At 55.6% G+C, this 20,784-nt stretch carries 22 protein-coding genes; 4 read left to right on the forward strand and 18 right to left on the reverse strand.

Annotation, left to right across the window (positions count from 1 at the left end; genetic code table 11):
• From HYU99_07600 to HYU99_07665, 14 genes are all read right to left on the reverse strand, one after another.
• Positions 1 to 1,974: ATP-dependent helicase (locus HYU99_07600; protein ID MBI2340210.1), on the reverse strand; the 1,974-nt coding region annotated here is incomplete at its 3' end.
• A gap of 44 nt (positions 1,975 to 2,018) precedes the next feature.
• The gene (locus HYU99_07605) at positions 2,019 to 2,390 is read right to left on the reverse strand and encodes a PIN domain-containing protein (protein MBI2340211.1); all 372 of its coding nucleotides are present in this window, start codon (positions 2,388 to 2,390) and stop codon (positions 2,019 to 2,021) included.
• Positions 2,387 to 2,638 carry a hypothetical protein gene (locus tag HYU99_07610; protein MBI2340212.1) on the reverse strand — a complete coding sequence of 84 codons (252 nt, stop codon included), beginning with the start codon at positions 2,636 to 2,638 and terminating at the stop codon, positions 2,387 to 2,389. Before HYU99_07610 ends, HYU99_07605 begins: the two co-directional genes overlap by 4 nt.
• Positions 2,639 to 2,707: 69 nt before the next feature.
• Positions 2,708 to 3,547 (reverse strand): Mrp/NBP35 family ATP-binding protein, encoded by an 840-nt coding sequence (locus HYU99_07615; GenBank protein ID MBI2340213.1) that lies wholly within the window; start codon positions 3,545 to 3,547, stop codon positions 2,708 to 2,710.
• Positions 3,544 to 4,719: an IscS subfamily cysteine desulfurase gene (locus HYU99_07620; GenBank protein MBI2340214.1), complete on the reverse strand. Its 1,176-nt coding sequence runs from the start codon at positions 4,717 to 4,719 to the stop codon at positions 3,544 to 3,546. The genes HYU99_07615 and HYU99_07620 overlap by 4 nt, the downstream gene beginning before the upstream one ends.
• Positions 4,719 to 5,027, reverse strand: a complete 309-nt coding sequence (locus HYU99_07625; GenBank protein ID MBI2340215.1) for an SUF system Fe-S cluster assembly protein — start codon at positions 5,025 to 5,027, stop codon at positions 4,719 to 4,721. Before HYU99_07625 ends, HYU99_07620 begins: the two co-directional genes overlap by 1 nt.
• Complete coding sequence (locus HYU99_07630; protein ID MBI2340216.1) at positions 5,027 to 5,491, reverse strand: SUF system NifU family Fe-S cluster assembly protein; 465 nt, start codon at positions 5,489 to 5,491, stop codon at positions 5,027 to 5,029. The genes HYU99_07625 and HYU99_07630 overlap by 1 nt, the downstream gene beginning before the upstream one ends.
• Position 5,492: 1 nt before the next feature.
• Positions 5,493 to 6,692 carry a cysteine desulfurase gene (locus HYU99_07635; protein MBI2340217.1) on the reverse strand — a complete coding sequence of 400 codons (1,200 nt, stop codon included), beginning with the start codon at positions 6,690 to 6,692 and terminating at the stop codon, positions 5,493 to 5,495.
• A gap of 10 nt (positions 6,693 to 6,702) precedes the next feature.
• Complete coding sequence (gene sufD / locus HYU99_07640) at positions 6,703 to 8,061, reverse strand: Fe-S cluster assembly protein SufD (GenBank protein ID MBI2340218.1); 1,359 nt, start codon at positions 8,059 to 8,061, stop codon at positions 6,703 to 6,705.
• A gap of 54 nt (positions 8,062 to 8,115) precedes the next feature.
• Positions 8,116 to 8,889 carry a Fe-S cluster assembly ATPase SufC gene (sufC, locus tag HYU99_07645; protein ID MBI2340219.1) on the reverse strand — a complete coding sequence of 258 codons (774 nt, stop codon included), beginning with the start codon at positions 8,887 to 8,889 and terminating at the stop codon, positions 8,116 to 8,118.
• A gap of 3 nt (positions 8,890 to 8,892) precedes the next feature.
• Positions 8,893 to 10,365, reverse strand: coding sequence for a Fe-S cluster assembly protein SufB (gene sufB, locus HYU99_07650; GenBank protein ID MBI2340220.1), 1,473 nt, complete (start codon positions 10,363 to 10,365; stop codon positions 8,893 to 8,895).
• Positions 10,362 to 10,805, reverse strand: coding sequence for an Rrf2 family transcriptional regulator (locus HYU99_07655; protein MBI2340221.1), 444 nt, complete (start codon positions 10,803 to 10,805; stop codon positions 10,362 to 10,364). The genes sufB and HYU99_07655 overlap by 4 nt, the downstream gene beginning before the upstream one ends.
• A gap of 114 nt (positions 10,806 to 10,919) precedes the next feature.
• A complete protein-coding gene (locus HYU99_07660) occupies positions 10,920 to 11,837 on the reverse strand; it encodes an MBL fold metallo-hydrolase (GenBank protein MBI2340222.1) in 918 nt (305 codons plus the stop codon).
• Positions 11,827 to 12,912 carry a radical SAM protein gene (locus tag HYU99_07665; protein MBI2340223.1) on the reverse strand — a complete coding sequence of 362 codons (1,086 nt, stop codon included), beginning with the start codon at positions 12,910 to 12,912 and terminating at the stop codon, positions 11,827 to 11,829. Before HYU99_07665 ends, HYU99_07660 begins: the two co-directional genes overlap by 11 nt.
• 50 nt (positions 12,913 to 12,962) lie before the next feature.
• On the opposite strand from HYU99_07665, the gene HYU99_07670 reads away from it, so the two are divergent.
• The 3 genes from HYU99_07670 to HYU99_07680 all read left to right on the forward strand — a co-directional run bounded on the left by HYU99_07670 (position 12,963) and on the right by HYU99_07680 (position 16,077).
• Positions 12,963 to 13,367: a hypothetical protein gene (locus HYU99_07670; GenBank protein ID MBI2340224.1), complete on the forward strand. Its 405-nt coding sequence runs from the start codon at positions 12,963 to 12,965 to the stop codon at positions 13,365 to 13,367.
• Positions 13,368 to 13,447: 80 nt separating this feature from the next.
• Entirely contained in the window at positions 13,448 to 14,575 is a 1,128-nt protein-coding gene (amrS, locus tag HYU99_07675) for an AmmeMemoRadiSam system radical SAM enzyme (protein MBI2340225.1), read from the forward strand.
• Positions 14,572 to 16,077: an FAD-binding oxidoreductase gene (locus tag HYU99_07680; protein MBI2340226.1), complete on the forward strand. Its 1,506-nt coding sequence runs from the start codon at positions 14,572 to 14,574 to the stop codon at positions 16,075 to 16,077. The genes amrS and HYU99_07680 overlap by 4 nt, the downstream gene beginning before the upstream one ends.
• On the opposite strand, the gene HYU99_07685 is transcribed toward HYU99_07680, so the two are convergent.
• The gene (locus HYU99_07685; GenBank protein ID MBI2340227.1) at positions 16,074 to 17,816 is read right to left on the reverse strand and encodes a hypothetical protein; all 1,743 of its coding nucleotides are present in this window, start codon (positions 17,814 to 17,816) and stop codon (positions 16,074 to 16,076) included. The genes HYU99_07680 and HYU99_07685 overlap by 4 nt on opposite strands.
• The gene (gene pilO / locus HYU99_07690) at positions 17,813 to 18,415 is read right to left on the reverse strand and encodes a type 4a pilus biogenesis protein PilO (GenBank protein MBI2340228.1); all 603 of its coding nucleotides are present in this window, start codon (positions 18,413 to 18,415) and stop codon (positions 17,813 to 17,815) included. Before pilO ends, HYU99_07685 begins: the two co-directional genes overlap by 4 nt.
• 53 nt (positions 18,416 to 18,468) lie before the next feature.
• Between pilO and HYU99_07695 the strand changes: the two genes are divergently transcribed.
• Entirely contained in the window at positions 18,469 to 18,762 is a 294-nt protein-coding gene (locus tag HYU99_07695; protein ID MBI2340229.1) for a hypothetical protein, read from the forward strand.
• 151 nt (positions 18,763 to 18,913) lie between these two features.
• On the opposite strand, the gene pilM is transcribed toward HYU99_07695, so the two are convergent.
• A complete protein-coding gene (gene pilM / locus HYU99_07700; GenBank protein ID MBI2340230.1) occupies positions 18,914 to 19,861 on the reverse strand; it encodes a pilus assembly protein PilM in 948 nt (315 codons plus the stop codon).
• A gap of 6 nt (positions 19,862 to 19,867) precedes the next feature.
• The gene (locus tag HYU99_07705; GenBank protein ID MBI2340231.1) at positions 19,868 to 20,713 is read right to left on the reverse strand and encodes a tetratricopeptide repeat protein; all 846 of its coding nucleotides are present in this window, start codon (positions 20,711 to 20,713) and stop codon (positions 19,868 to 19,870) included.
• Positions 20,714 to 20,784 lie beyond the last annotated feature (71 nt).

Consider the following 20,784-nt stretch of genomic DNA (forward strand, 5'->3'; position numbering starts at 1 on the left):
CACTTCCTTCAGTTCACGGAAGAGGGGGGATTCGCTTAATTCCATTTTCAGGCCCCGGACCGGTTCCGGCGATTTTTTCCGAAAGGCAAGGGACACCGTCCCGGTCCTTTTTTCCGCATCCAACAAAAAATCGGCAGAGTCGCTTCTCCCTCCCCCGTACAACTGCGGCAGAAACACGCGGTCGAATTCGCGCCCCTTGGCCGAATGAATGGTCATCAGCTTGACGCATCCGGGGGCGTTCTTTGGGTCAAAGGCCTCAATTCCCCTTTCCACGCTTCGGAGGGCCGAGAAGGTCTCTTCGAGGCGCGCCAAATCGGCCGGGCCCGCGCGTTCGATATCGTCCACCAGCGAGAGCCACTGTTCCACATAGAGCCGCTGTGTGGAATCTCCGCCGGTTGCGAGGCCCAGATCGTCCACGACAATCCGGAACAGACGCGAGGGAGGGATCGCCCGACTTAATTTCTCCCAGCGGGCCGTCAATTGCCTCAAATGCTCCCACCGATGCCGGTCGTCTGCGGCGGTGAAAAAATCGGGCGTGTAGGGTTCCGTGAAATCGGTGGATCCGCCCCGCGAATACCGTTCGATAAATGCCTCGGAGAGGTTGAAAAAAGAGGAACGAAGAAGCGCCGTCCGGACGATCGGGTTCCTGTCGCCCGCCAGATAAGAAAGGAGATGCAAAAGATCGCGGATTTCCGGTTCCACAAGCAGATTGTGCGTCCTTGTCACCTGCACGGGGATGCCCGCCTTTTCCAGCTCCTCCCGGTAGATGAGCATCGGCTGGGAGGCGCGGAACAAAAGGGCGGTGGAGTCACGATCTTTTGGGGAGAGATTCCGCTCCTTTAAATTTTGGGCGATCCATTTCGCCTCCAGCCTGCGAAGCCTGTCGATGGAAAGCCTCTCTTCCGGGGCAACAACGATCTTCAATGCACCGGTTGTCTGATGATGAACGGAAACGAGAGGGCGATAGAGCGTGGAAACCCCCTCTTCGTTGAAGAGCGGGATAAAAACTTTGTTGACGATTTTAGCCAGCCGCGGGGGGACGCGGAAACTTTCGTCCAGCTGGACGATTTGCCCCCCCTCCTTTTTAATCTGTTCCGCCCTGTTTTTAAAAATAGAGGTCTCCACGCGTCGAAAACGGTAGATCGACTGCCCGGGGTCGCCGACGACAAAAAGGGTTTTCACCCCGAGGGTTTTCACCCCGAGGGTGTTCATCCCCGGTCCGACAAGGGCCTCGATAATCCGCGCCTGCAGGGGGCTTGTGTCCTGAAATTCGTCCACCAGGATGTGAAAAAACCGCCGCCGTATTTTGTCCGCCGCCTCGGGGTGTTCCTTCAACAGCCTAAACGAGAGGATTTCGAGGTCGTCAAAGGTGAGAGAGGCCGATTTTATTTTGTCATCCAGCCATTGATGGAAAAGATCAGCGGCGTCTTTAAAGAGGCGGATGTCCTCATCGTCGCCGGACGGGAACGATTCCGGATCAACCATGAGATCGGTTCGCTGGAAGAGTTTTTGGCAGATTTGGTTGAGCCGCCAAAAGCCGAACCGTTCGTTGGCCTCCACGACGGCCGGATTTTTTTCCCTCAATCGGCCGATCAAATGTGATTTGATCCGGACGTCGCGCTCTGCCCGGGCGCTTGCCTCATCAAGAATGGTAAACGCGGGATCAAGCCCCAGAAGGGAGCCATATCTTCGCAGAAGACCGCTCAAAAAAGAGTGGACGGTGCCGATTTGCAGGAACCCTTCGTCCTCCGGCCGGATGATTTTGCGGTTAAGGATCCGTTCCCTGATTTCCCGCGCCGCCTTTTCGGTAAAGGTGAAGGCCAAAATCCGGTGGACGGGGACTTTCGCCTCTTCGATGAGCCAACGATATCGCTCCGCCAAAACAAGGGTCTTGCCCGAACCGGCCCCCGCCACAACCGCCAAAGGGCGGTCAATCGTCCGGACGGCCAGGGTCTGGCTGGGCGTTAAGGACATGGAAGAATATCTGGGTCAAACGGAAGGGTGAGTCAAGAAGCGATTTAATCGAAAAACCGAATCTCGCGCATGGGATAATGTTTTTTATTGTGCGTACACAAAAAATCCCCCTCCAGAAGAGAGGTTGCGGCGATGAGGCAATCGTCCAGTTGCAGGGAATGCGATTTATGTTCCGCTTTCAACTCTCCGGCCCGTTCGGCTATTTCAAACGAGACAGGAATAACCCTCAGGCTCGACAGGAGTTTGTAGGTTTCTTCCCGCTCCGACATTTTCATGCCCGCGATAACTTCCCCAATGCTGATCGCGGAACAAAAGGCCTCGTGCTGGATGCCGATATCAATAAGAAGCTTTCTGGCCGAAGGTTTGCGACGGAGCGAATCGATGAGAATATCGGAATCGATGATGATACGGCTCATTTGCGCACGCTTTTCAAGCGGCGGCCTCGCCGCAACTTGCGGATAAATTGGCGGGTTGTGCCGAGATCCTTCCGTTCACCCCAGGCGCCAAAAGAAGATTCCACAGCCTTTAAAAACTGGCGCCGTTTGATCTCTTTTTGAATCGCTTCCTCCACAAAGCGGGACTGCCTTCCGTGAGGTACCGCTTTTCGGAGACTTTTAAGGACCTCTCTCGATAGCCTGAAATTGGCCTGCTCGATATGTTCCATAACAATAATGCTATTTTATTTGATATTTTGTTTAATATCAACATTAAATATCAACATTAAAGATATCCTTCACACCTCGAATTGCGTTCCGGAGGCCGCAGAAGGGGGATGAGGAACAGCGGGAATTGCGGGGCCTTTGAGCCGGATTCTTTGCACTTCTGCTTCAACCAGGGCGGCAATTTCGAAAAAGCGTCCGGCCTGACGCGATTTCGGCTCTTTGACGACAATGGGCGTCCCCTCGTCGCCGGCCAAACGGGTTTCCAGCTCGAGGGGGAGGGCCCCCAGAAACGGGACGTTCAGTTCTTGCGCCTTCTTCTTTCCGCCGTCGCGGTCAAAAACGGGCGTTTCGTGCCGGCATTCGGGACATTCAAAGAAACTCATGTTTTCCACGATGCCGATGATGTCCACGTTCACCTTTTGGAACATGCTGACCCCCTTCACGGCATCCGCGAGTGCAATATCCTGCGGCGTTGTGACAATCACGGCGCCGGTGACGGAAAGGATCTGGCTTAACGTCAACTGCACATCGCCGGTGCCGGGGGGGAGATCGACGATCAGATAATCGAGCTCTCCCCAATTCACGTCACTGACAAACTGCTGAAGCATCTTGGCGATCATCGGGCCGCGCCAGACAACCGCCTCGTCCGGCTTCACGAAAAAACCGAAACTGATGATCTTGATGCCGTGTGTCTCCAGCGGAAGGATTTTCCGGTCCTCCCCCATCGCGGGGGTGGCGTCTCTCAAGCCCAGCATGATGTGCTGGCTGGGGCCGTAGATGTCGGCGTCCAAAAGCCCCACCTTGCGCCCCACTTTGGACAGGGCGAGGCTCAAATTCGCGGCGACGGTGGATTTGCCGACCCCCCCCTTGCCGGAGGCGACGGCGATGATGGCGGTATTCGTGTTCATCATTTTCTCATTTCATATTTCAGCGACCGGCCGCGCAATTTCTCCACCGCTTTTACGATGCATTCGAGAGCAACGTCAATTTCTTCCTTCGTCGTAAAACGTCCCAATCCGAAACGGATGGAGGAGTCGGCGCGGTCTTCGCCGACCCCCAGGGCCCGAAGGACGTACGAGGGTTCCGTGGAGTCCGACGCGCAGGCGCTCCCCGTGGCCACCGCCAGTTCCGGAAGGGCCATAATCAGATCGGTGTCTTTGACATAGGCAAAGCTGACATTGGCGTTGTGCGGCAGGCGCCTCGTCGGGTGGCCGTTTAAAAAAGTGTGGTCGATCCGGCGTGTGATTTCCCGGACAAAATAGTCACGCAGTCCTTTCAATCGTTTTGATTCCTCCGGCATTTTTGCCGTACAGATTTCCAGCGCCTTGGCCAAACCCAAAATGGCCGGCACATTCAATGTCCCGGCGCGCAGTCCGTTTTCGTGGCCGCCACCGTGGATCAGCGGACTCAAACGAATGGGAGGATTGGTTCTTGCGATGTAGAGGGCGCCGATCCCCTTGGGGCCGTACATTTTGTGAGCCGAGATGCTCAAGAGATCGATGCCGTCTTTTTTCATATCCACCGGAATTTTTCCCACCGCCTGCACCGCGTCGGAGTGGAGCCATATCCCTTTTTCATGACAGATTTTTGAAATTTCCGCGATCGGTTGAATCACTCCGATTTCATTGTTGGCATACATAACGGAGCAGAGGAGGGTGTTGGGGCGGATCGCTTTTTTAACGTCATCCGGGTCCACCAAACCGTCGTGATCGACGCCCAGATAAGTCACTTCGTGCCCCTCTTGCTCGATCTCTCTACACGATTCGAGGATGCATTTATGTTCGGTGGCCTGTGTAATGATGTGTACCGGCTTCTTTTTTGACGTGCGTGCGATTCCCTTGATGACCATGTTGTTGGTTTCGGTGGCGCCGCTGGTGAAGATGATGGTTTTGGGGGACTCGGCGCCGATATTTTTGGCGATCGACTCGCGGGCGATCTGGACCGCCTCGCAGGCTTTCCAGCCGTAGGCGTGGCTTTTGCTCGCAGAATTTCCGAATTTTTCGCAAAAGTAGGGTTCCATGGCGCGAAAAACTTCGGGGTCTACGGGGGTTGTGGCGTGGTTGTCGAGGTAGATCGGTTTCATTACTCAATATTCAACTGCAACTTCGCCTCTTCCGACATCATCTCTTTATCCCATGGCGGGTCCCAGACCAGTTCCACGGCGCAATGGGAGACGCCGGGGATTGCCTTTATTTTCGATTCCACTTCGGGGGGGAGCGACCCCGCAACCGGACACGAAGGGGAGGTCAGCGTCATCCGGATCTGGACAAAACCGTCCTCCTTGACGTCGATATTGTATACCAGTCCCAGCGCGTAGATATTTACGGGAATTTCGGGGTCGAAAATGGTTTTGAGGACATCAATGATTTTTTGTTTTAATTCTTCGCTCATCACTCCTCCGTTGTGACCGGTTCCTGTTTATTTTCCAGCGCCGCCTTCAGCGTGTGCCACGAGAGGGTGGCGCATTTGACGCGCATCGGAAATTCGCGGACCCCCTCAAAGACGGCCAGTTTCCCCCACTCCGATGCAGTAGCCGGCGCTTCCCCACCGGAGGTGACAAGGGTGTGAAACTTGTCGAACAGCCCTGAAAATTCCGCCTCTGTTTTTCCTTTAAGCGTCTCCGTCAGAATCGAGGCCGATGCCGTCGAGATGGCGCAACCCGATCCCTCAAAACGGACATCGGCGATCACGCCGCTGTCCAGTTTTACGGTAAGAATCACACGGTCGCCGCACAAAGGGTTGTAACCCTCCGCCTTCCGGTCGGCGGACGGCAGGGCCCCTTTGTTGCGGGGATGCCTTGCATGGTCGAGAATTACCTCGCGGTAGAGGTCGTTTAATTCGTTGAGTTCGGACATATCATTTGAATATTTCCAACACCTTGTAAATCCCCCTCGCCAACGCGTCAATCTCCTCCTTTGTGTTGTAAAACGCCAGCGAGGCGCGGGAGGTGGCGGGAATATTGAACCTTTGCATCACCGGCTGGGTGCAGTGATGGCCGGCGCGGATGGCGATCCCCTCGCGATCCAGAATTGTCGCCACGTCGTGCGGGTGAATGTTCTCCAGAACAAACGAAAAAATGCCCGTCTTGTTTTCGGCGGTGCCGATGAGTTTCAGGCGGGGGATTGTGGAAAGGACTTTCGTGCCATAGACCAAAAGTTCCCGTTCATGCCGGATCGCCGCCTCGAAATCGAGCTCTTCCAGATAATCGATGGCCGCCCCAAGGCCGATGAAGCCGGCGATATTCGGCGTTCCCGCCTCGAATTTCAGGGGGAGATCGTTCCAGGTTGTCTTCTCAAATGTCACCAGTTTTATCATGTCGCCCCCTCCCTGATACGGCGGCATCGCGTTTAGAAGCTCCGATTTGCCGTACAGGACGCCGGTGCCGGTGGCGCCGAAAAGCTTGTGGCCCGAAAAGGCGAAAAAATCGCAATCGAGTTTTTGCGCATCCACCCGCATATGGGAGACCGCCTGTGCCCCGTCGAGGAGCACTTTGGCGCCGATCTCGTGGGCCCGGTCGATGATCCGCTTCACCGGATTGATCGTCCCGAGGGAATTCGAGACATGGACAATCGAGACAAACCGCGTTTTGGGTCCGAGAAGTTTTTCAAACTCTTCCCAAATCAACTCTCCCCGGTCGTTGATGGGAATGACCTTCAGGACGGCGCCGGTCATCCCGCAGACCAGTTGCCAGGGGACGATATTCGAGTGATGCTCCATGTGCGAGATGACGATTTCATCCCCTTCCCTCAAGAATTTTCGACCGTAAGAATGGGCGACAAGATTGATCGACTCGGTGGCGCCGCGGGTGAAAACGATTTCACGGTCGGACGCGACGTTTAAAAATTTTCGTACCTTAACCCTCGTCCCTTCATAAGCCTCGGTGGCCCGCTCGCTTAAATGATAGACGCCGCGGTGAACGTTGGAGCGGTATTCCAGATAAAACCGGTTCATGGCGTCGATTACCGCCTGCGGGGCCTGGCTGGTTGCGGCGTTGTCGAGATAGACCAGCGGTTTGCCGTACACCTGTTGCTGGAGAACGGGGAAATCCCGGCGGATCGCGGCAGAGTCAAATTCTTTCACTTAAAACCTCCTTCACCCGACTTTTTATGGCCGGCACGCCGATTTTTTCGATCACGTCGCCGGCAAAGGATGAGACCAACAGGCCTTTGGCCTCCTTCTCGCCAATGCCCCGCGAACGCAGATAGAAGATCTGGTTTTCATCCAGCCGGCCGACGGTGGAGCCGTGGCCCACTTTCACGTCGTCGGCAAAAATCTCCAACTGCGGCGCCGGATCGGCCTCGGCCTCGGCGGACAAAAGGAGATTTTTGTTTGTCTGGTGCGCGTGGGTCTTTTGCGCCTCCTTGTGGACGACGATCTTTCCGTCGAAAACGCCGCGCGATCTGCCGCCCAAAATCCCCTTGTACAGTTCATTGCTGGTCCCGTTCGGCTTTAAGTGGTCGATCAGGGTGTGCGAATCCATGTGTTGACTGCCGCCTCCAAGATAGAGGCCGTTCAAGGCGCAGTCGCACCCCGTGGCGTTCAGCCGGGCATGGATCCGGTTGGCGGAGAGGCTTCCCCCCAGAGAGACATAATTCGAGACAAACCGGCTCGATGGACCCTGATCGACCTCAAGCGACGCGATGTGAAAAGAGGAGAGGGCCTCTTCCTGAATTTTGTCATGGTGGATCACCGCGTTTTCGCCGACCAAGAGCCCCGTGACGGCGTTGTTAAAATAAGGGGCCACACCGGTCGCACCGGTGGCGCCGGTGCCGAGGTAGTATTCCACAATCGAGGCCTGGGAATTTTCCCCCGCAATAATCAGATTGCGCGGACAGGCGATCCACGGCTTTTGGGAACCGGTAGCACCGGTGGCGCCGGTGGCGCCGGTGGAAAGAAAAACCAGATAGATGGGGGTTTTTACAACGGCCCCCATCGGCAAGATCACGACGGCGCCGTCTTCCATGAAGGCGGTGTTCAAGGCGGTAAAGGGGTTTGTGTCCGCCACCGGTGCGACCGGTTTTTCAGTCAGTCGTGCGAACGGCGCCTCCACGAGGGCTGGGTTTTCCTCAAGAACTTCAGAGAGGGGGCACAAACGGACCCCTTCGGGAAGGGGACCCGGTCGGCTCAAACGGCTGGAGTAGCGCCCGTTAATGAAAACGAGAAGATGGTTGGCATAGGCGCCGGAGACGCAAGTGGAGACATCCTGCGGGCTTATCGCCCCGGATCCCATGCCGTCTCTCGCAAAAGGAAGGGAGGCGATGGGGGCGAGGTTGGTGTGTTTCCATTGTTCGTCCTTGACCGACGGAAAACCGGTTTTGGCGAAACGTTCGATGGCCTTTCTGCGAAGGACGCCAAGCCACGCCGGCTCGGACGGTGTTTGCGCCGCCTCGAATTGCTTCACGTAATTGTCGATTTCTTTTTGCATATTGTTCAAATCCCCCCCAACCCCCCTTTTTCAAAGGGGGGCGAGGGGGGATTTTCACACGCTCATGACGCCGCCCGGTTGCGCCTCTACCCACCCGTACCCCTCCTTTTCCAGCGTAAGCGCCAGTTCCTTGCCGCCAGATTTCACGATTTTTCCCTTCGAGAGCACATGGACAAAATCGGGGACGATGTAATTCAGGAGCCGCTGGTAGTGGGTGATCACCAGCATTCCCCGTTTATTGCCGCGGAGGGAGTTGACGCCGCCGGCCACGACCCGGAGGGCGTCGATATCCAGTCCGGAATCGGTTTCATCAAGGATGGCAAGCAGAGGATCGAGCACCGCCATCTGAAAGATCTCGTTCCGCTTTTTTTCGCCTCCCGAAAAGCCCTCGTTCACGGGGCGGTTCAACAGGGTTTCTGTCATCTCGACCGTCTTCATTTTTTCACGCACCAGTTTCAGGAAATCCATCGCGTCCAGTTCCGGCAGTCCTTGATGTTTGCGGATGGCGTTCAACGCCGCCTTTAAAAAGTACTGACTGCTGACCCCGGGGATTTCGACGGGGTACTGAAAGGCGAGAAAAATCCCCTCCCGGGCGCGCTCCTCGGGCGGCATCTTCAGGAGATTTTTCCCCTCGTAAAAAACCTCCCCCCCGGTAACCTCATACCCGCCTCGCCCCGCCAGAATATGGGCCAGCGTGCTTTTTCCCGACCCGTTGGGGCCCATGACGGCATGGACCTCGCCGGCATTGATGGCCAGCGTGATGCCGTTCAATATTTCCTTGCCGCTTACCCTGGCGTGGAGATCTTTGATTTGGAGTAAACAAGACATTAATTAGCCCACGGCTCCTTCGAGACTCACCCCGAGAAGCTTCTGCGCCTCCACCGCGAATTCCATCGGGAGTTCCCTGAAAACCTGTTTGCAAAAGCCGTTGACGATCATCGAGACGGCGTCTTCCTCCCCGATGCCGCGGGACTTGAGGTAGAAGAGCTGGTCTTCGCTGATCTTCGAGGTGGTGGCCTCATGCTCCATCTGCGCCGTGGGATTTTTGATTTCGATGCAGGGGAAGGTGTGGGCCCCGCATTTATCGCCCAGGAGCAGGGAATCACATTGGGAGTAATTGCGGGCGCCGCTGGCGCCTTTTTGAACCCTGACCAGGCCGCGGTAGGAGTTCTGTCCGTGCCCGGCGGAAATTCCCTTCGAGATGATGGTGCTCCGGCTGTTTTTGCCGATGTGGATCATCTTGGTTCCGGTGTCGGCCTGCTGGTGATTGTTCGTCACGGCGACCGAATAAAATTCGCCGACTGAATTGTCCCCCTGCAAAATACAGCTCGGGTATTTCCAGGTGATGGCGGAGCCGGTTTCCACCTGCGTCCATGAGATTTTCGAATTGGCCCCGGCGCATTTCCCCCGCTTGGTGACAAAATTGTAGATTCCCCCCTTGCCGTCTTTGTCTCCGGGATACCAGTTCTGGACGGTCGAGTATTTGATCTGCGCATTTTCAAGCGCCACCAGTTCCACAACGGCGGCATGCAACTGGTTTTCATCACGCATGGGAGCGGTGCAACCTTCGAGATAGCTGACATAGGCCCCCTCGTCCGCGATGATCAGCGTCCGCTCGAACTGCCCCGTATTCGAGGCGTTGATCCGGAAGTAGGTGGAAAGCTCCATGGGGCAACGGACCCCCTTCGGAACATAGACAAACGAACCGTCGGAAAAGACCGCCGAATTGAGAGTGGCGAAAAAGTTGTCGGTGTGGGGGACGACCGAACCGAGGTATTTTTTAACCAGATCGGGGTGTTCCCGAACCGCCTCTGAGAAAGAACAGAAAATAATTCCCAGATCGGCGAGTTTCTTTTTGAAGGTGGTGGCCACCGAGACCGAGTCGAACACCGCGTCCACGGCAACGCCCGAAAGGGTTACGCCCGAAAGGGCAACGCCGGAGAGCATTTCCTGTTCCTTGAGCGGGATACCGAGCTTGGCGTAGGTTTCCAGAAGCTTCGGGTCGACCTCCTCAAGGCTTTTGGGTCCCTCCTTTTTTGACTTTGGGGCCGAGTAATAGACGATCGACTGATAGTCGATCGGCGGGTAGTGCACGTTGGCCCAGGTCGGCTCCTTCATCGTCAGCCAGTACCGGTAGCTTTTAAGGCGTCCTTCGAGCATGAATGCCGGTTCTTCCTTTTTTTGGGAAATGAGGCGGATGATATCTTCATTCAGGCCGGGCGGGACCGATTCCTGCTCGATGTCGGTGACGAAACCGTATTTGTACTCACGCGTGGTTAATTCGTGAACGGTAGAATTGTTCATACGGGCATCCCTTGTGCCGTCGCTCCCTCGTTCTCGCGGTCGATGGCCAGATCGGCAATCGAGGTCTCCGAAAGAAGATCGAGGATCTTCCGGTTCAGTTCGTAAAACGGTGTTTTGATCAGGCACCCGTCCCACTGGGGGCAGGTGATTTTTTCTTCCTTGAAACAGTCGGCTACCGCCACGGTGCCGTCAAAAATCTGGATCACGTCAACCACCCGGATATCCCGCGTCCTCCGGATGAGCTGGTAGCCCCCTTTGGTGCCGTGAACCGATTTGATCAGCCCCTTGCCGGAGAGCGTCTGCATCACCTTGGCCAAGAGGGGGTAGGGGATGCGATACGATTCGGAAACCTCCCGGGTGCTGGTGATCGCCTCGGTCCGTTTTTCCTTGCGAGCCATATGCTCAAGGGCCAGAAGGGCATATTCGGTTTTACGATTCAAACGGAGCATTTTGATCCAGTTAGACTTAAAATTAATTAGCCAGATTTCAAAGAGTTATAGGCCATATAGGACATATATTGACCTATACAAGACTAGATTAGTCCTAGATAGATGTCAAGGGAGTGTAAAGCGGTCTCCTTCTTTTGCGACGAGCCCCTTTTTCATCAGACGATCCAAATGCTTGATCACCATCTGCCACTGAAAGTAGGCCTTCAGGGGGTCCGCCAGTGACGGGCGGCGGTAGATGATTGATTCGCTGGCAATATGCGCCAGCTCTTTGGGGCCTCCCTTCAGGATCTCCAGAATTTTTTCGTCCCGTTCCTGAAAATGCCTGGCAAAACGGTCGATCTTTTCCTGATACTGTTCCGGAGTGTAGATACGTTCCCCGTGCGAGCTGATGTAATAATCAGCCTCGATTTTTTTCATTTTGTCCACCGACGCGATGAAATCATCGATGTCGCTCACCACGTTTGCGTACCATGGGCCATAGGGGGTGAGATCGATGTCGGCGGTAAAAACGGTATTGATATTTTTGAAGTGAAGGGCCATGTGGCCCGGCGTGTGGCCGGGGATGTGGATCAACTGGATTTGCGTCGTGTCGGTCTCGATCAGCTCTTTCCCCTTATAAAGCTGTGAGACGGGGCAATCGTGAATCTGATACTGCTTGAAAAACTGCCGGCGCCATTCCGAATAGAAAGAGTTCGGGTCGGTGTCGGCGAACTCTTCGTAGGTTTCGTGGTCACGGATGGCGGGGGCGTCCTTTTCGTGGGCGGCAAAGATCACATCCCTGAAAAGGCCGTTCAAGCTCCGGTGGTCGGCATGGTAGTGGGTGTTCAAGACGATGTTCACCGACCGGGCAAGCGCCAGTTGTTCAATATAGGTGAAGGTGGCCGACGGATCGACGATCATGGAAGGTTTCCCCTTGATGTAAATCGAATTGGCAAAAAGGAATTCCTTGGAATTCCGCGCCCAGATGAATTCCACGTCACCGATCTGCGCCCCGTACTGCGTCTGGATGATGTTAACAGGCAAATTGTTGAGCGAGGTGCGCCTCGAGCGCGCCTGAAGTCTCCGGTATGTTCCTGTAAACTTCCTCCCAAACCCGTTTTGTCTCCATGCACAAATAGTTTGGTACACCTGCAAAGGCCGAGTCAATGAGGTTTTTAACGTGAGTGTAGAGTTCCTCGCGGATCTCGCGGAAATAACGGACCTTGCCGTCCTCCGTGGGAAAAAGCTCTCCCGTCAGAAGGGAGCTTTTGGGGAAGCGCGAACGAATGATTTTGGCCAGTCCCGGTGTAAATCGGAGAGAGCCGATGGAGATCCAGGCGATTTCGCGGGGAGACAGGACCTGTCGGACCTGTCGGACGAGTCGGATGTATTCATCGGACCAGTCTTTGAGCGCGAGCAGGGGGTCGAAGTGAAGGGCCACGGGGTAGCCGGCATCGGCAACCCGCCGGGCCGCGATGAGGCGTTGTTCCAGCGAGGCGGTTTTGTGTTCTTCCCGGTCGATAAAACTCTGCGGGTTGAGCGACCACGCGACAACCGTTTTGCCACCATGATCCAGATCGAGGAGGTTTTCGATGCAGTCCGACTTTGTTTTCAATTCCAGGATCATGTTTTTTTGCCGCGCAGAAAAAGGGACGAGGTCGCGCGTCAGGCCCGTTATCGGATCGAGCGCCAGGGAATCGGCCAGCTCTCCCGTCCCGATCCGGAAGGTTTTTTTGCGGTCGGACTGAAGGGTTTTTTCCACCGAATTTAAAATTTCATCCACGTTGGCGAACAAGGTCATCACCGGGTTGTTTTGGAGATAATCCTGCAAAATGCAGTAGGTGCATTCATAGGGACAGTTGGTGGCAAAGCTCACCGTCATATAGTTGCAACAGACATAGTTGCCCATTCCCTGGCATGGTTTGACCGGTTCCCCTTTGGAACGGGTGATCAGGAGCTTCTTTTTTGCGGCAGTCGGAACAAGGGGTTCTTTGAAGGTGTCCGGATTTTCGATCTCTTCAACCGGCACATCGGCGAAACGACTCAAAACCCGGCGGGTCAAAGGGAGGTCCTTGACCTCCGCGTCAACAAAAATTGTTGATGGGATAAATGGATGCACAGGCGTAAAACTACTTGAGGGGAGAGGGATCGTCAATATATGAAAGGGGTATGGAGGCCGATTTGGTTCAAATCCTTTCGCTGTATCGTCTTAATCAGAACAAACTTCGGGAGGTTCGTGAACGGCTCTCCGATCTTTCGAAGCGGGATGAAAAACCGGAAGAGCGGATTCTCGAGGAAGCGATCCGCGCAATCCCCCCGAATGTTCAGGAATCCCAGAGGGGAGATGCCTTGATGGAAATTCTTCGGGATCGTCGCTATCCCCGCTATCGACAAAAGAAAAAAGAGTTCGACGAGAAGGTAAAAAGTTGCCGGTTCCCTCGCGGAATTCAGGTTTATCCACAGCCCTGGTTTGAAGAGGAGGGCTTTGAGATACGGGGAAGGGTGAACTCGGAGGGAGAAAAAGAACAACTCGTACAAGCCCTTCAAAAGATGACCGTGCGTGACACTACATGAATATCAACAGAGTTATCCACAGGTTGGGGATAACCGCAGTCTGCTTGCAGGTCTTGAATTAAGGATTATAATCAAGCCATATGGAAGTTGTTATTCCTCAAAGTGAAATGAATCTCAAAGAGGTGCTTACCTCGCTGGCCCGGCCGGGGGAGCTCTATGAAAAGCTTCCGGACGGGAAACTCCTTTGTTACGCCTGCGGCCACCGGTGCAAAATTCCCGAAGGACACGAAGGGATCTGCCGTGTCCGGTTCAACCGGGATGGCATCCTCTATGTTCCAAAGGGATATGCCGGGGCGATCCAGCTCGACCCGGTGGAAAAAAAGCCGTTCTACCACGCCTATCCCGGAACCCGGGCCATGAGCTTCGGCATGCTGGGATGCGATTTTCACTGCGGGTATTGCCAGAACTGGGTTACCTCCCAGGCAATGCGTGATCCCCATGCTGTGGCGCCGGTCGATCGCTTCACCCCGCGCGAAATAATCGACCTCGCCCGCCGGCATCAGGCGGAGATTCTCACCTCCACCTATAACGAACCGCTCATCACCAGCGAGTGGGCCGTGGATATTTTCAAAGAGGCGAAAAAAGAAGGTTTTATAACCTCTTATGTATCCAATGGAAATGGAACACCTGAAGTCATCGAGTATATCAGGCCGTGGGTTGATCTTTATAAAGTGGATCTTAAATCCTTTAACGACAAAAATTACCGAAGCCTGGGCGGGGTCTTGGCCAATGTCCTCAAGACGATTGAAATGCTCCATGGAAAGGGGTTCTGGCTGGAGGTCCTGACGTTGATCATTCCCGGCTTCAACGACTCCGATGAAGAGCTGAAAGGGATCGCCAGGTTTCTGTCAGGCGTCTCGCCAATAATCCCCTGGCATGTGACCGCCTTTCACAAAGACTACAAGATGACCGATCCGGACAATACGCCCCCCGAGACATTGATCCGTGCCTGCGAAATCGGGGCCGCCGAGGGGTTGAAATTTATTTATTCCGGAAACCTGCCGGGTCAAACGGGCAAATGGGAAAATACGTGGTGTCCCCAGTGTGGGGAGTTGTTGATTGAACGGGTCGGATTCAGGGTGACCGGCTATCATTTGAACAATTCGCAATGCCCCAGATGCAACACGACCATTCCGGGGCGTTTTTGGCCGACCGAAAAAGCATTGAAACAGCTGGATCGTCAGACATCGGTGAGGAGTGTCGCGTGAATCTTCCCCATTCCGGCTCTTTTATCCTCAAATCGGACGAACGAATTCAGACTTACAAGGATAATCCGACTTATACCGGCAATCCCGACGCCCTCTGTTTTGCGCGGGATTTCCATGATGTTGCCGAGATACTTAAAGAATGCAATGAGCGCAAGCTCCCGGTCACCTTCTGCGGGAGCCGGACGTCGCTTACCGGCTCGTCGTCGGCCGATTCGGGGCTTGTCGTGGCGCTCGAAAAAAAGGACCGGTTTCTCGATGTGTGGAAAGACCCCAAAACCGGCGAGGTTCTGGCCCGCGCCGAGCCGGGGGTTTTGCTCGGCGATTTTAAGGCGCGCGTCGCCGAGGCGGGCCTTCGCCGCGCCGGAGCGGCTCCGGCCGCGCAGGCGGGATATTTTTATCCCCCCGATCCCACCAGTTATAAAGAGGCCCAACTGGGGGGGACGGTGGCGACGAACGCAACGGGAGAGGACACTTTTTTGTACGGCCCGACAAGGCAGTATGTCCGCGAACTGAAAATTCTCACCGCGACGGGAGAAGAAAGAATTCTCAAGCGATCCCGGATGCCTGTCATTTCCTCGAAGAACCGCGCCGGGTACTTTCTGGAGGGGGAAGCAATCGATGAAATGATCGGTTCGGAGGGAACACTGGGGCTCATTACCGAAGTGACTTGTGCCGTTCTCCCGCATTCTCGTGGTCATTTCTCTCTTCTGATTCCCTTCAACGATTTTTTGGCCTCGATTGAATTTGTGGTGAAGACGGTGCAATCGTCCCTCAAGCCACGCGCGGTCGAGTTGATCGGCCCGGGGGCGTTTGAAATTTTTGCAAAGCACCCGGATGCGCCGCGGTTCCCGGAGGGGACAAAGAGCGTGATTTATTTGAAGCAGGAGTATCAGTCAGACGGGTCCGACAAGCCACCAGGTGGCAAGTCCGACAGGTCTGACGAGTGGTTACAGTGGGTCGAGGCCTTTTACCGCGAACGCGGGCATCCCGACTGGAGCGAATCGATATTTTTTGGGGAATCGGAAAAACAAAAGGACGATATCCGGACTTGGCGGCACCATATTCCAGCCACGGTCAACGAAGAGGCGAGGCGGTTCCATGAAGAAGGGGGAGGAAAAATTTCAACCGACTGGTGGGTGCCCATCCATCAACTGTTGCCGATGATGGAATGGGTTTATGCAGAGAGCCTTAGGCTCCTCGCGCTCAAAATTCCGTTCCTTGTCTTTGCCCATATCGGCAACGGCCACCCCCACTGGAATTTTTTGACAAAAAATTCAGCCGAGAAGAGGACGATTCATGACTTTGTCCTCGAACAGTGCCGGCGGGCGGTAAAAAGCGGGGGAGGGGTGGCCGGCGAGCATGGGCTGGGGAAAATCCACCGCGACTATCTGCCGATTCAGCATTCACGGGAGACAATCGCAAGGATGGTTGCGCTAAAGAAAAAATGGGATCCGAACTGGATTCTCGGGAGAGGGAATATTTTGCCTCTCCCCACCCCTTAATTCCTTTGTTTTAACCTCTCCGACCTCCGTCGCGGTTTTGGGGCGTCGTCCGTTTCCACAGAGGACGATTCGATTGTCTCCGCCTCCAGTTTTTCCTTTTCGGATTTTTCGGACACTGTCGCCACAACGCCCGCCGGTTTTGCGGAGACGGCCACCGCCCCGTCGCGCACAATCCGCGGCGTGATGAAAATCAAAAGCTCCAGATTGTCCTTGGTCTTCGACTTGTTCTTGAAAAGCCACCCGATGACCGGAATGCTCGAGACGCCCGGCACCCCCCTTGTCTGGGTTGTTTTTTTGACTTTGAACAGCCCCCCGATGACGGTGGTCTCCCCGTCGCGGACAAAGACGGTGGTCGAGGCGGTGTTGTCGATGACCGACGGGATGCCGTCCACCGTCCGCGAAAAATCGGCCTCGCTTTCCTTCGCTGATATTTTCAGCTTGATGCTGTTGTCGATGGATATCTGGGGGGTGACCTCCAGTTGAATGCCGGTCTCGATCTCTTCCAGGCCGGAGCCGCCGCTCCCCGACGTCGCACTGCTGATGGCGACCGACGAGGTGGGTTTTTTGACGTAAATTTTAAGCCCGCTCCTTATCTTGGCCGGGGCGTTGTTCAGGGTGGTGACGGAGGGTTGAGAAATGATGGTGATGTCCCCTTTGGCCTCGGCGGCGGTGATCTGCGCCTCCAGATCGGTGTTGTTGACCAGATTGCCGATGATGATCCCCATCCCGGAGGTCGGTGTCGTGGCCGGAAAGTTGAAGTTGAACGGATTGTCGGTTTCCGAGGAACTGCCGACATCGGACAGGCCAAACCCCTGCACCTGGCCTGTGTCCTTCAAAAAGCCCCACTGGATGCCCAGCGAGCGCGAAAAATTCCTTGTGGCATCGACAATTTTGGCCTCGATGCGCACCTGCTGGTCCTTCCGGTCCACCTTGGCCACCAGCGCCCGGACATCCTCGATGATCTTCTGCCGGTCCTTCACCGAGATGACGTTGGTCCTCTCGTCGGCGATCACCGCCCCTTTTTCGGAAAGGATGGGCTTGACGGTGCTCACCAGATCCTTGGCGGTCGCGTATTTAAGCGCGATCTGCGCCGTCTCGAAATAGGTGTCGCCCAAAAATTCCTCCGGCTTTCCCACCCGGATGATCTTGTTTTCCTCGGCGAACTCGAAGCTGTTGACCCTTAAGATGGAGGCGAGCGCGTCTTTGAGCTCGGTGTTGTGGAAAATCACCGAAACCCGTCCCGCCATGTTTTCGGGGAGGATGAGGTTGAAACTGCCGGCGGCGGCAACGAGCCTTAAGGCCTCCTTCAGGCCGGCGCTCTGAAAAGAGATGTCGTACACACCGCTTAAGGGCTCCTTTCCGTTCGGAATAAAATTGTTCATCCGGACCCGGATTTCCCCCGCGGTCGATTTCAAGACCACCTCGTCCGAGCGGATCTGGGAGATCAGATAGTTCCCAAGGAGGGTCCCTTCTTTGAGCACCTTTCCAGAGATGAGGCAAAAGCGCGCCGATGAACCGACGATGATCCCTTCCAGGGTCAGGGCGGGGGCCGTCTGCCCCTCCGCGGATGTCCCCGGCTCGAAAGGATTGCGCGGCCCGGCGGGAACAGCCTCTTCTGTTTTAAAGCCCTCCACCGACAGGTCGGAGAGCGAACCGTCGGTGGTCTCCGCTTGCAAGGTCGCCGTCGGTCCAAAAAACAGGAGCGCCGCGAGAACGGCAAGGAAAATTGGTTTTGTCATTGTTTTTTATCCTCCTTGGGCGGGTCGCCCCCTTTGGTCTGGTAGAGGGTCCCCTCCAGTTTGAGTTGCACCTCGCCGGCCCTTTCCGGATCCTCCTCCAGCGAAAGGGCGTCGGTTGAAACCAGGGCCGGCAGTTTCTCGATCTTTTCGACAAAAGAAAAGACCCCCGCGAAAGTGCCGCGGGCCTCCAAAACAAACGCCCTCTTTGAGTACCCCTTTTCCTGGGATGAATCGAGAAACTTGAATGCGTCGAGTCTCGTCCCCTGCAAAAAATCGGCCTCGGTCACCTTTGCCATCAGCGAGGCGATATCGGAAATCTCGGGCTCTTTTTGCCCCAGAATCACCGCCGTCCGCGGGTCGAGGTCGGAAGCGGCCGGGGGAATTTCGGAAGGGGGCTGTTTGGCTACGGCATCGATGAATTTGACCATCGCCTCTTTTTGCGTCCGCAAAGTTTTTATCTCCCCCTTGAGGGCGGCGATATCCTTTGCCTTCGGCGCGTAAAGGATGCGCATGAAAAGGAACAGAATGGCCGCCATGAAAAAAAGGGCGAGGATGATTTCGCGCGAGGTTGCGATCTGCTTTAAGTCCGTTTTTGTCATTCAGGTTCTTGACCCGCAATCTCCATGCATTTGCAAAGAAGTTTGCGAACCGTTTGAAGCCGCTTCCGGGTCCCTTTTTCGGCGCCTCTTTTTTGGCCTCTTTTTTCCCCTCCTTTTTTCCCTCTTTTGCCTCTTCTTTTCCGTTTCCCATCCCCCCCGTCTTGAAGCCGGTCAGCCATACCGAGGGGGGGAGACGCCCGGTTACGTCCCGTAAGACATCGCTCCAGACGATGGCGGATGAAAAAATCCCCTTCAACTGCGCGGCCGCGGCGCTCCCCTTCCACTCGGGCTCCGCCTTTTTCATCAACTGCTCCTGTCTCGCCTTCAGTCCGGCCAGCTCCTCCTGAATCTGCCTTATCTTCGCTTTTCCCAATACCTGCCGCAAAATCTGGCTCCCGTAGAGAAGGACGCACAAAAAAATCACCGCGGCGATGCCATGGATCAGCCTCTGGTAGCTGAACTTGAACGGCTCCCTCTCGATTAGGTTGATCCGCTGAATCATCCGTTCATCCAGGCGAGGCTCACCGCCTGCGAAAAAAGATACCCCTTGTCCGCCACGGTTTTTTTGGCCTGATCGGACATTTCCATTCCGGCAAAGGGATCGAGCCGGGAAGTTTGGATGGCGAGGTTTTTCGCGAGATATTCGGGGAGTTCCCCGATCCCCGCCCCGCCGCCCGAAAGAGAGATCCGGTGGATCGTTTCCTGATGAAAGGCCACCGAAAAGGCGTCGAGCGAGTTCTGGATTTCCCCCGCCAGTTTTTTCATGAATTCCGGACCGTTTTCCTTCGCATCGGAAGACCTTAATCCCGGAAGGAGGCGCGTAAAATAAAAACGCCCGCGCCCCAGAATGGTCAGAACAACCTTTTCGGCCCCGAGGTCGATCCCCGCGATCCAGAGGTCATCGGACGGCCAGGCGCGGTCGACCGCCGACGCCAGGGAAACCGCCGACGGCTCGATGGCCGAAGGTTTTAGCCCGATGCGGGTCGCCAGATTCATCAGGTCGATGACCGATTTTTTTTTGACGGCATACCCCAAAAGGGTCTGCCGCACTTTTCCGCCGGCGGTTGTCTCTTCAATCAACGAAGAGGCGATGGAGTAGTCGGCAACTGGCCCCTCCACCGCCTCGCGCATGTTCCATCGCACCGCCTCCTTCAGATCGGCATCCGGCATGGCCGGAAGTTCCATCTTGCGGGTCTTGAGGGAGGTGTCGTCAAGACAGACAGCGGCCGAAAGGCCCGCGAGTCCCGCCTCCTTTACGGCGCCGTGAAGGTCGGATTCAAAATCGGGAGACGAGCGCGGGATGGGGTAGAGCCCGCAGAATTCGACGGCCAGTTTATCATTGGGTCTGCGGCCCATTTTTACGATTTTGACGCACTGGGAGCCGAGATCGATTCCCAGCAAATCGGGTCTCTTCAGTTTTTTAAGAGAGAGGAGGGGTTGGAACATTTAAAATCATTGGCCCCCTTTGGCCTTCAAGACGGCGATGCGAATTTCCACCTGCGCCTTGAGCGTCGGATCGAGGTCGGGCTTCAGGCGCAAAAACTCCTCGTAATTTTTGACGGCGAGCGTCCCGTTGCCCTCATTTTCCAAAACAGCGGCGAGGTGGAAGAAGGCCTCCCCGTACGAGGGGTTCAGTTTCACGGCCCTTTCAAAAAGCCCCCTTGCCCGGACGCGGTCGCCCCCCTCCATCAGCAGGACCCCCAGGTTGTTCAGCCCCTGCGGATAGTCGGGCTTCAACCCCAGCGCCTTTTCGTAGGCCTCCTTCGCCTCCTTTGTCTTACTTAGTTTTTTGAGCGTCAGCCCCAGATTGTTGTAAACCTCGGAATCGGTCGGGGCAAGGAGGGTCAGGCGATCCCATCCCTCCCGGCTTTTTTCAAAATCGCCGAGGCTGTAGGCGGTGAGGGCGTCGTGCCGCAGTTTTTCAGCGTCGGTCGCATCATCCGGAAGGGGGGCCGTCTTTTGGGGAAGTACTGTCTTTGGGGAGGAGGTCTCCGGGGCGGCGGCTATTTTGGGCTTCCCCGCCCCGCCCGGTGACGTCTTGTGGAAAAAGCGCCAATAGACAAAACCCCCAAGGGCCCCCACAAGAACAACGAGAAGAATCATTTGCGTGGCGGATGTTTTTGTCCGCGGCGGCGGGGCGTCATCGATTTTGAACGGATTTGGACCTGCGGGGGGCTTTGACCCGCCAAACGGATTATACTCGGCGGGAGGCTTTTGGGATTCCGCCCCCCCGGTTTGCTCCCGCTTGGTGGCGCGCTCCTGCTCCGCCTTTTTCAGTGCGTCATGAATGATGGACATTCTTTTGTTTACCGAGCAATCGGCACCTCTTGGGCCGCCTCCTTCACCAACTGCCGCGTGATCACGCGGGT

Source organism: Deltaproteobacteria bacterium (genome assembly GCA_016183175.1).
In the GTDB taxonomy this organism is placed as follows: domain Bacteria; phylum UBA10199; class UBA10199; order UBA10199; family SBBF01; genus JACPFC01.

Coding starts and splice junctions, on each gene's coding strand:
- HYU99_07605 (MBI2340211.1), bottom strand. CDS start 2,390: ATGAGCCGTATCATCATCGATTCCGATATTCTCATCGATTCGCTCCGT.
- HYU99_07630 (MBI2340216.1), bottom strand. CDS start 5,491: ATGTCCGAACTCAACGAATTAAACGACCTCTACCGCGAGGTAATTCTC.
- sufD (MBI2340218.1), bottom strand. CDS start 8,061: ATGCAAAAAGAAATCGACAATTACGTGAAGCAATTCGAGGCGGCGCAA.
- HYU99_07705 (MBI2340231.1), bottom strand. CDS start 20,713: ATGTCCATCATTCATGACGCACTGAAAAAGGCGGAGCAGGAGCGCGCC.
- HYU99_07620 (MBI2340214.1), bottom strand. CDS start 4,719: ATGAAACCGATCTACCTCGACAACCACGCCACAACCCCCGTAGACCCC.
- HYU99_07685 (MBI2340227.1), bottom strand. CDS start 17,816: ATGACAAAACCAATTTTCCTTGCCGTTCTCGCGGCGCTCCTGTTTTTT.
- HYU99_07610 (MBI2340212.1), bottom strand. CDS start 2,638: ATGGAACATATCGAGCAGGCCAATTTCAGGCTATCGAGAGAGGTCCTT.
- HYU99_07615 (MBI2340213.1), bottom strand. CDS start 3,547: ATGATGAACACGAATACCGCCATCATCGCCGTCGCCTCCGGCAAGGGG.
- sufB (MBI2340220.1), bottom strand. CDS start 10,365: ATGAACAATTCTACCGTTCACGAATTAACCACGCGTGAGTACAAATAC.
- pilO (MBI2340228.1), bottom strand. CDS start 18,415: ATGACAAAAACGGACTTAAAGCAGATCGCAACCTCGCGCGAAATCATC.
- pilM (MBI2340230.1), bottom strand. CDS start 19,861: ATGTTCCAACCCCTCCTCTCTCTTAAAAAACTGAAGAGACCCGATTTG.
- HYU99_07625 (MBI2340215.1), bottom strand. CDS start 5,027: ATGAGCGAAGAATTAAAACAAAAAATCATTGATGTCCTCAAAACCATT.
- amrS (MBI2340225.1), top strand. CDS start 13,448: ATGGAAGTTGTTATTCCTCAAAGTGAAATGAATCTCAAAGAGGTGCTT.
- sufC (MBI2340219.1), bottom strand. CDS start 8,889: ATGTCTTGTTTACTCCAAATCAAAGATCTCCACGCCAGGGTAAGCGGC.
- HYU99_07670 (MBI2340224.1), top strand. CDS start 12,963: ATGGAGGCCGATTTGGTTCAAATCCTTTCGCTGTATCGTCTTAATCAG.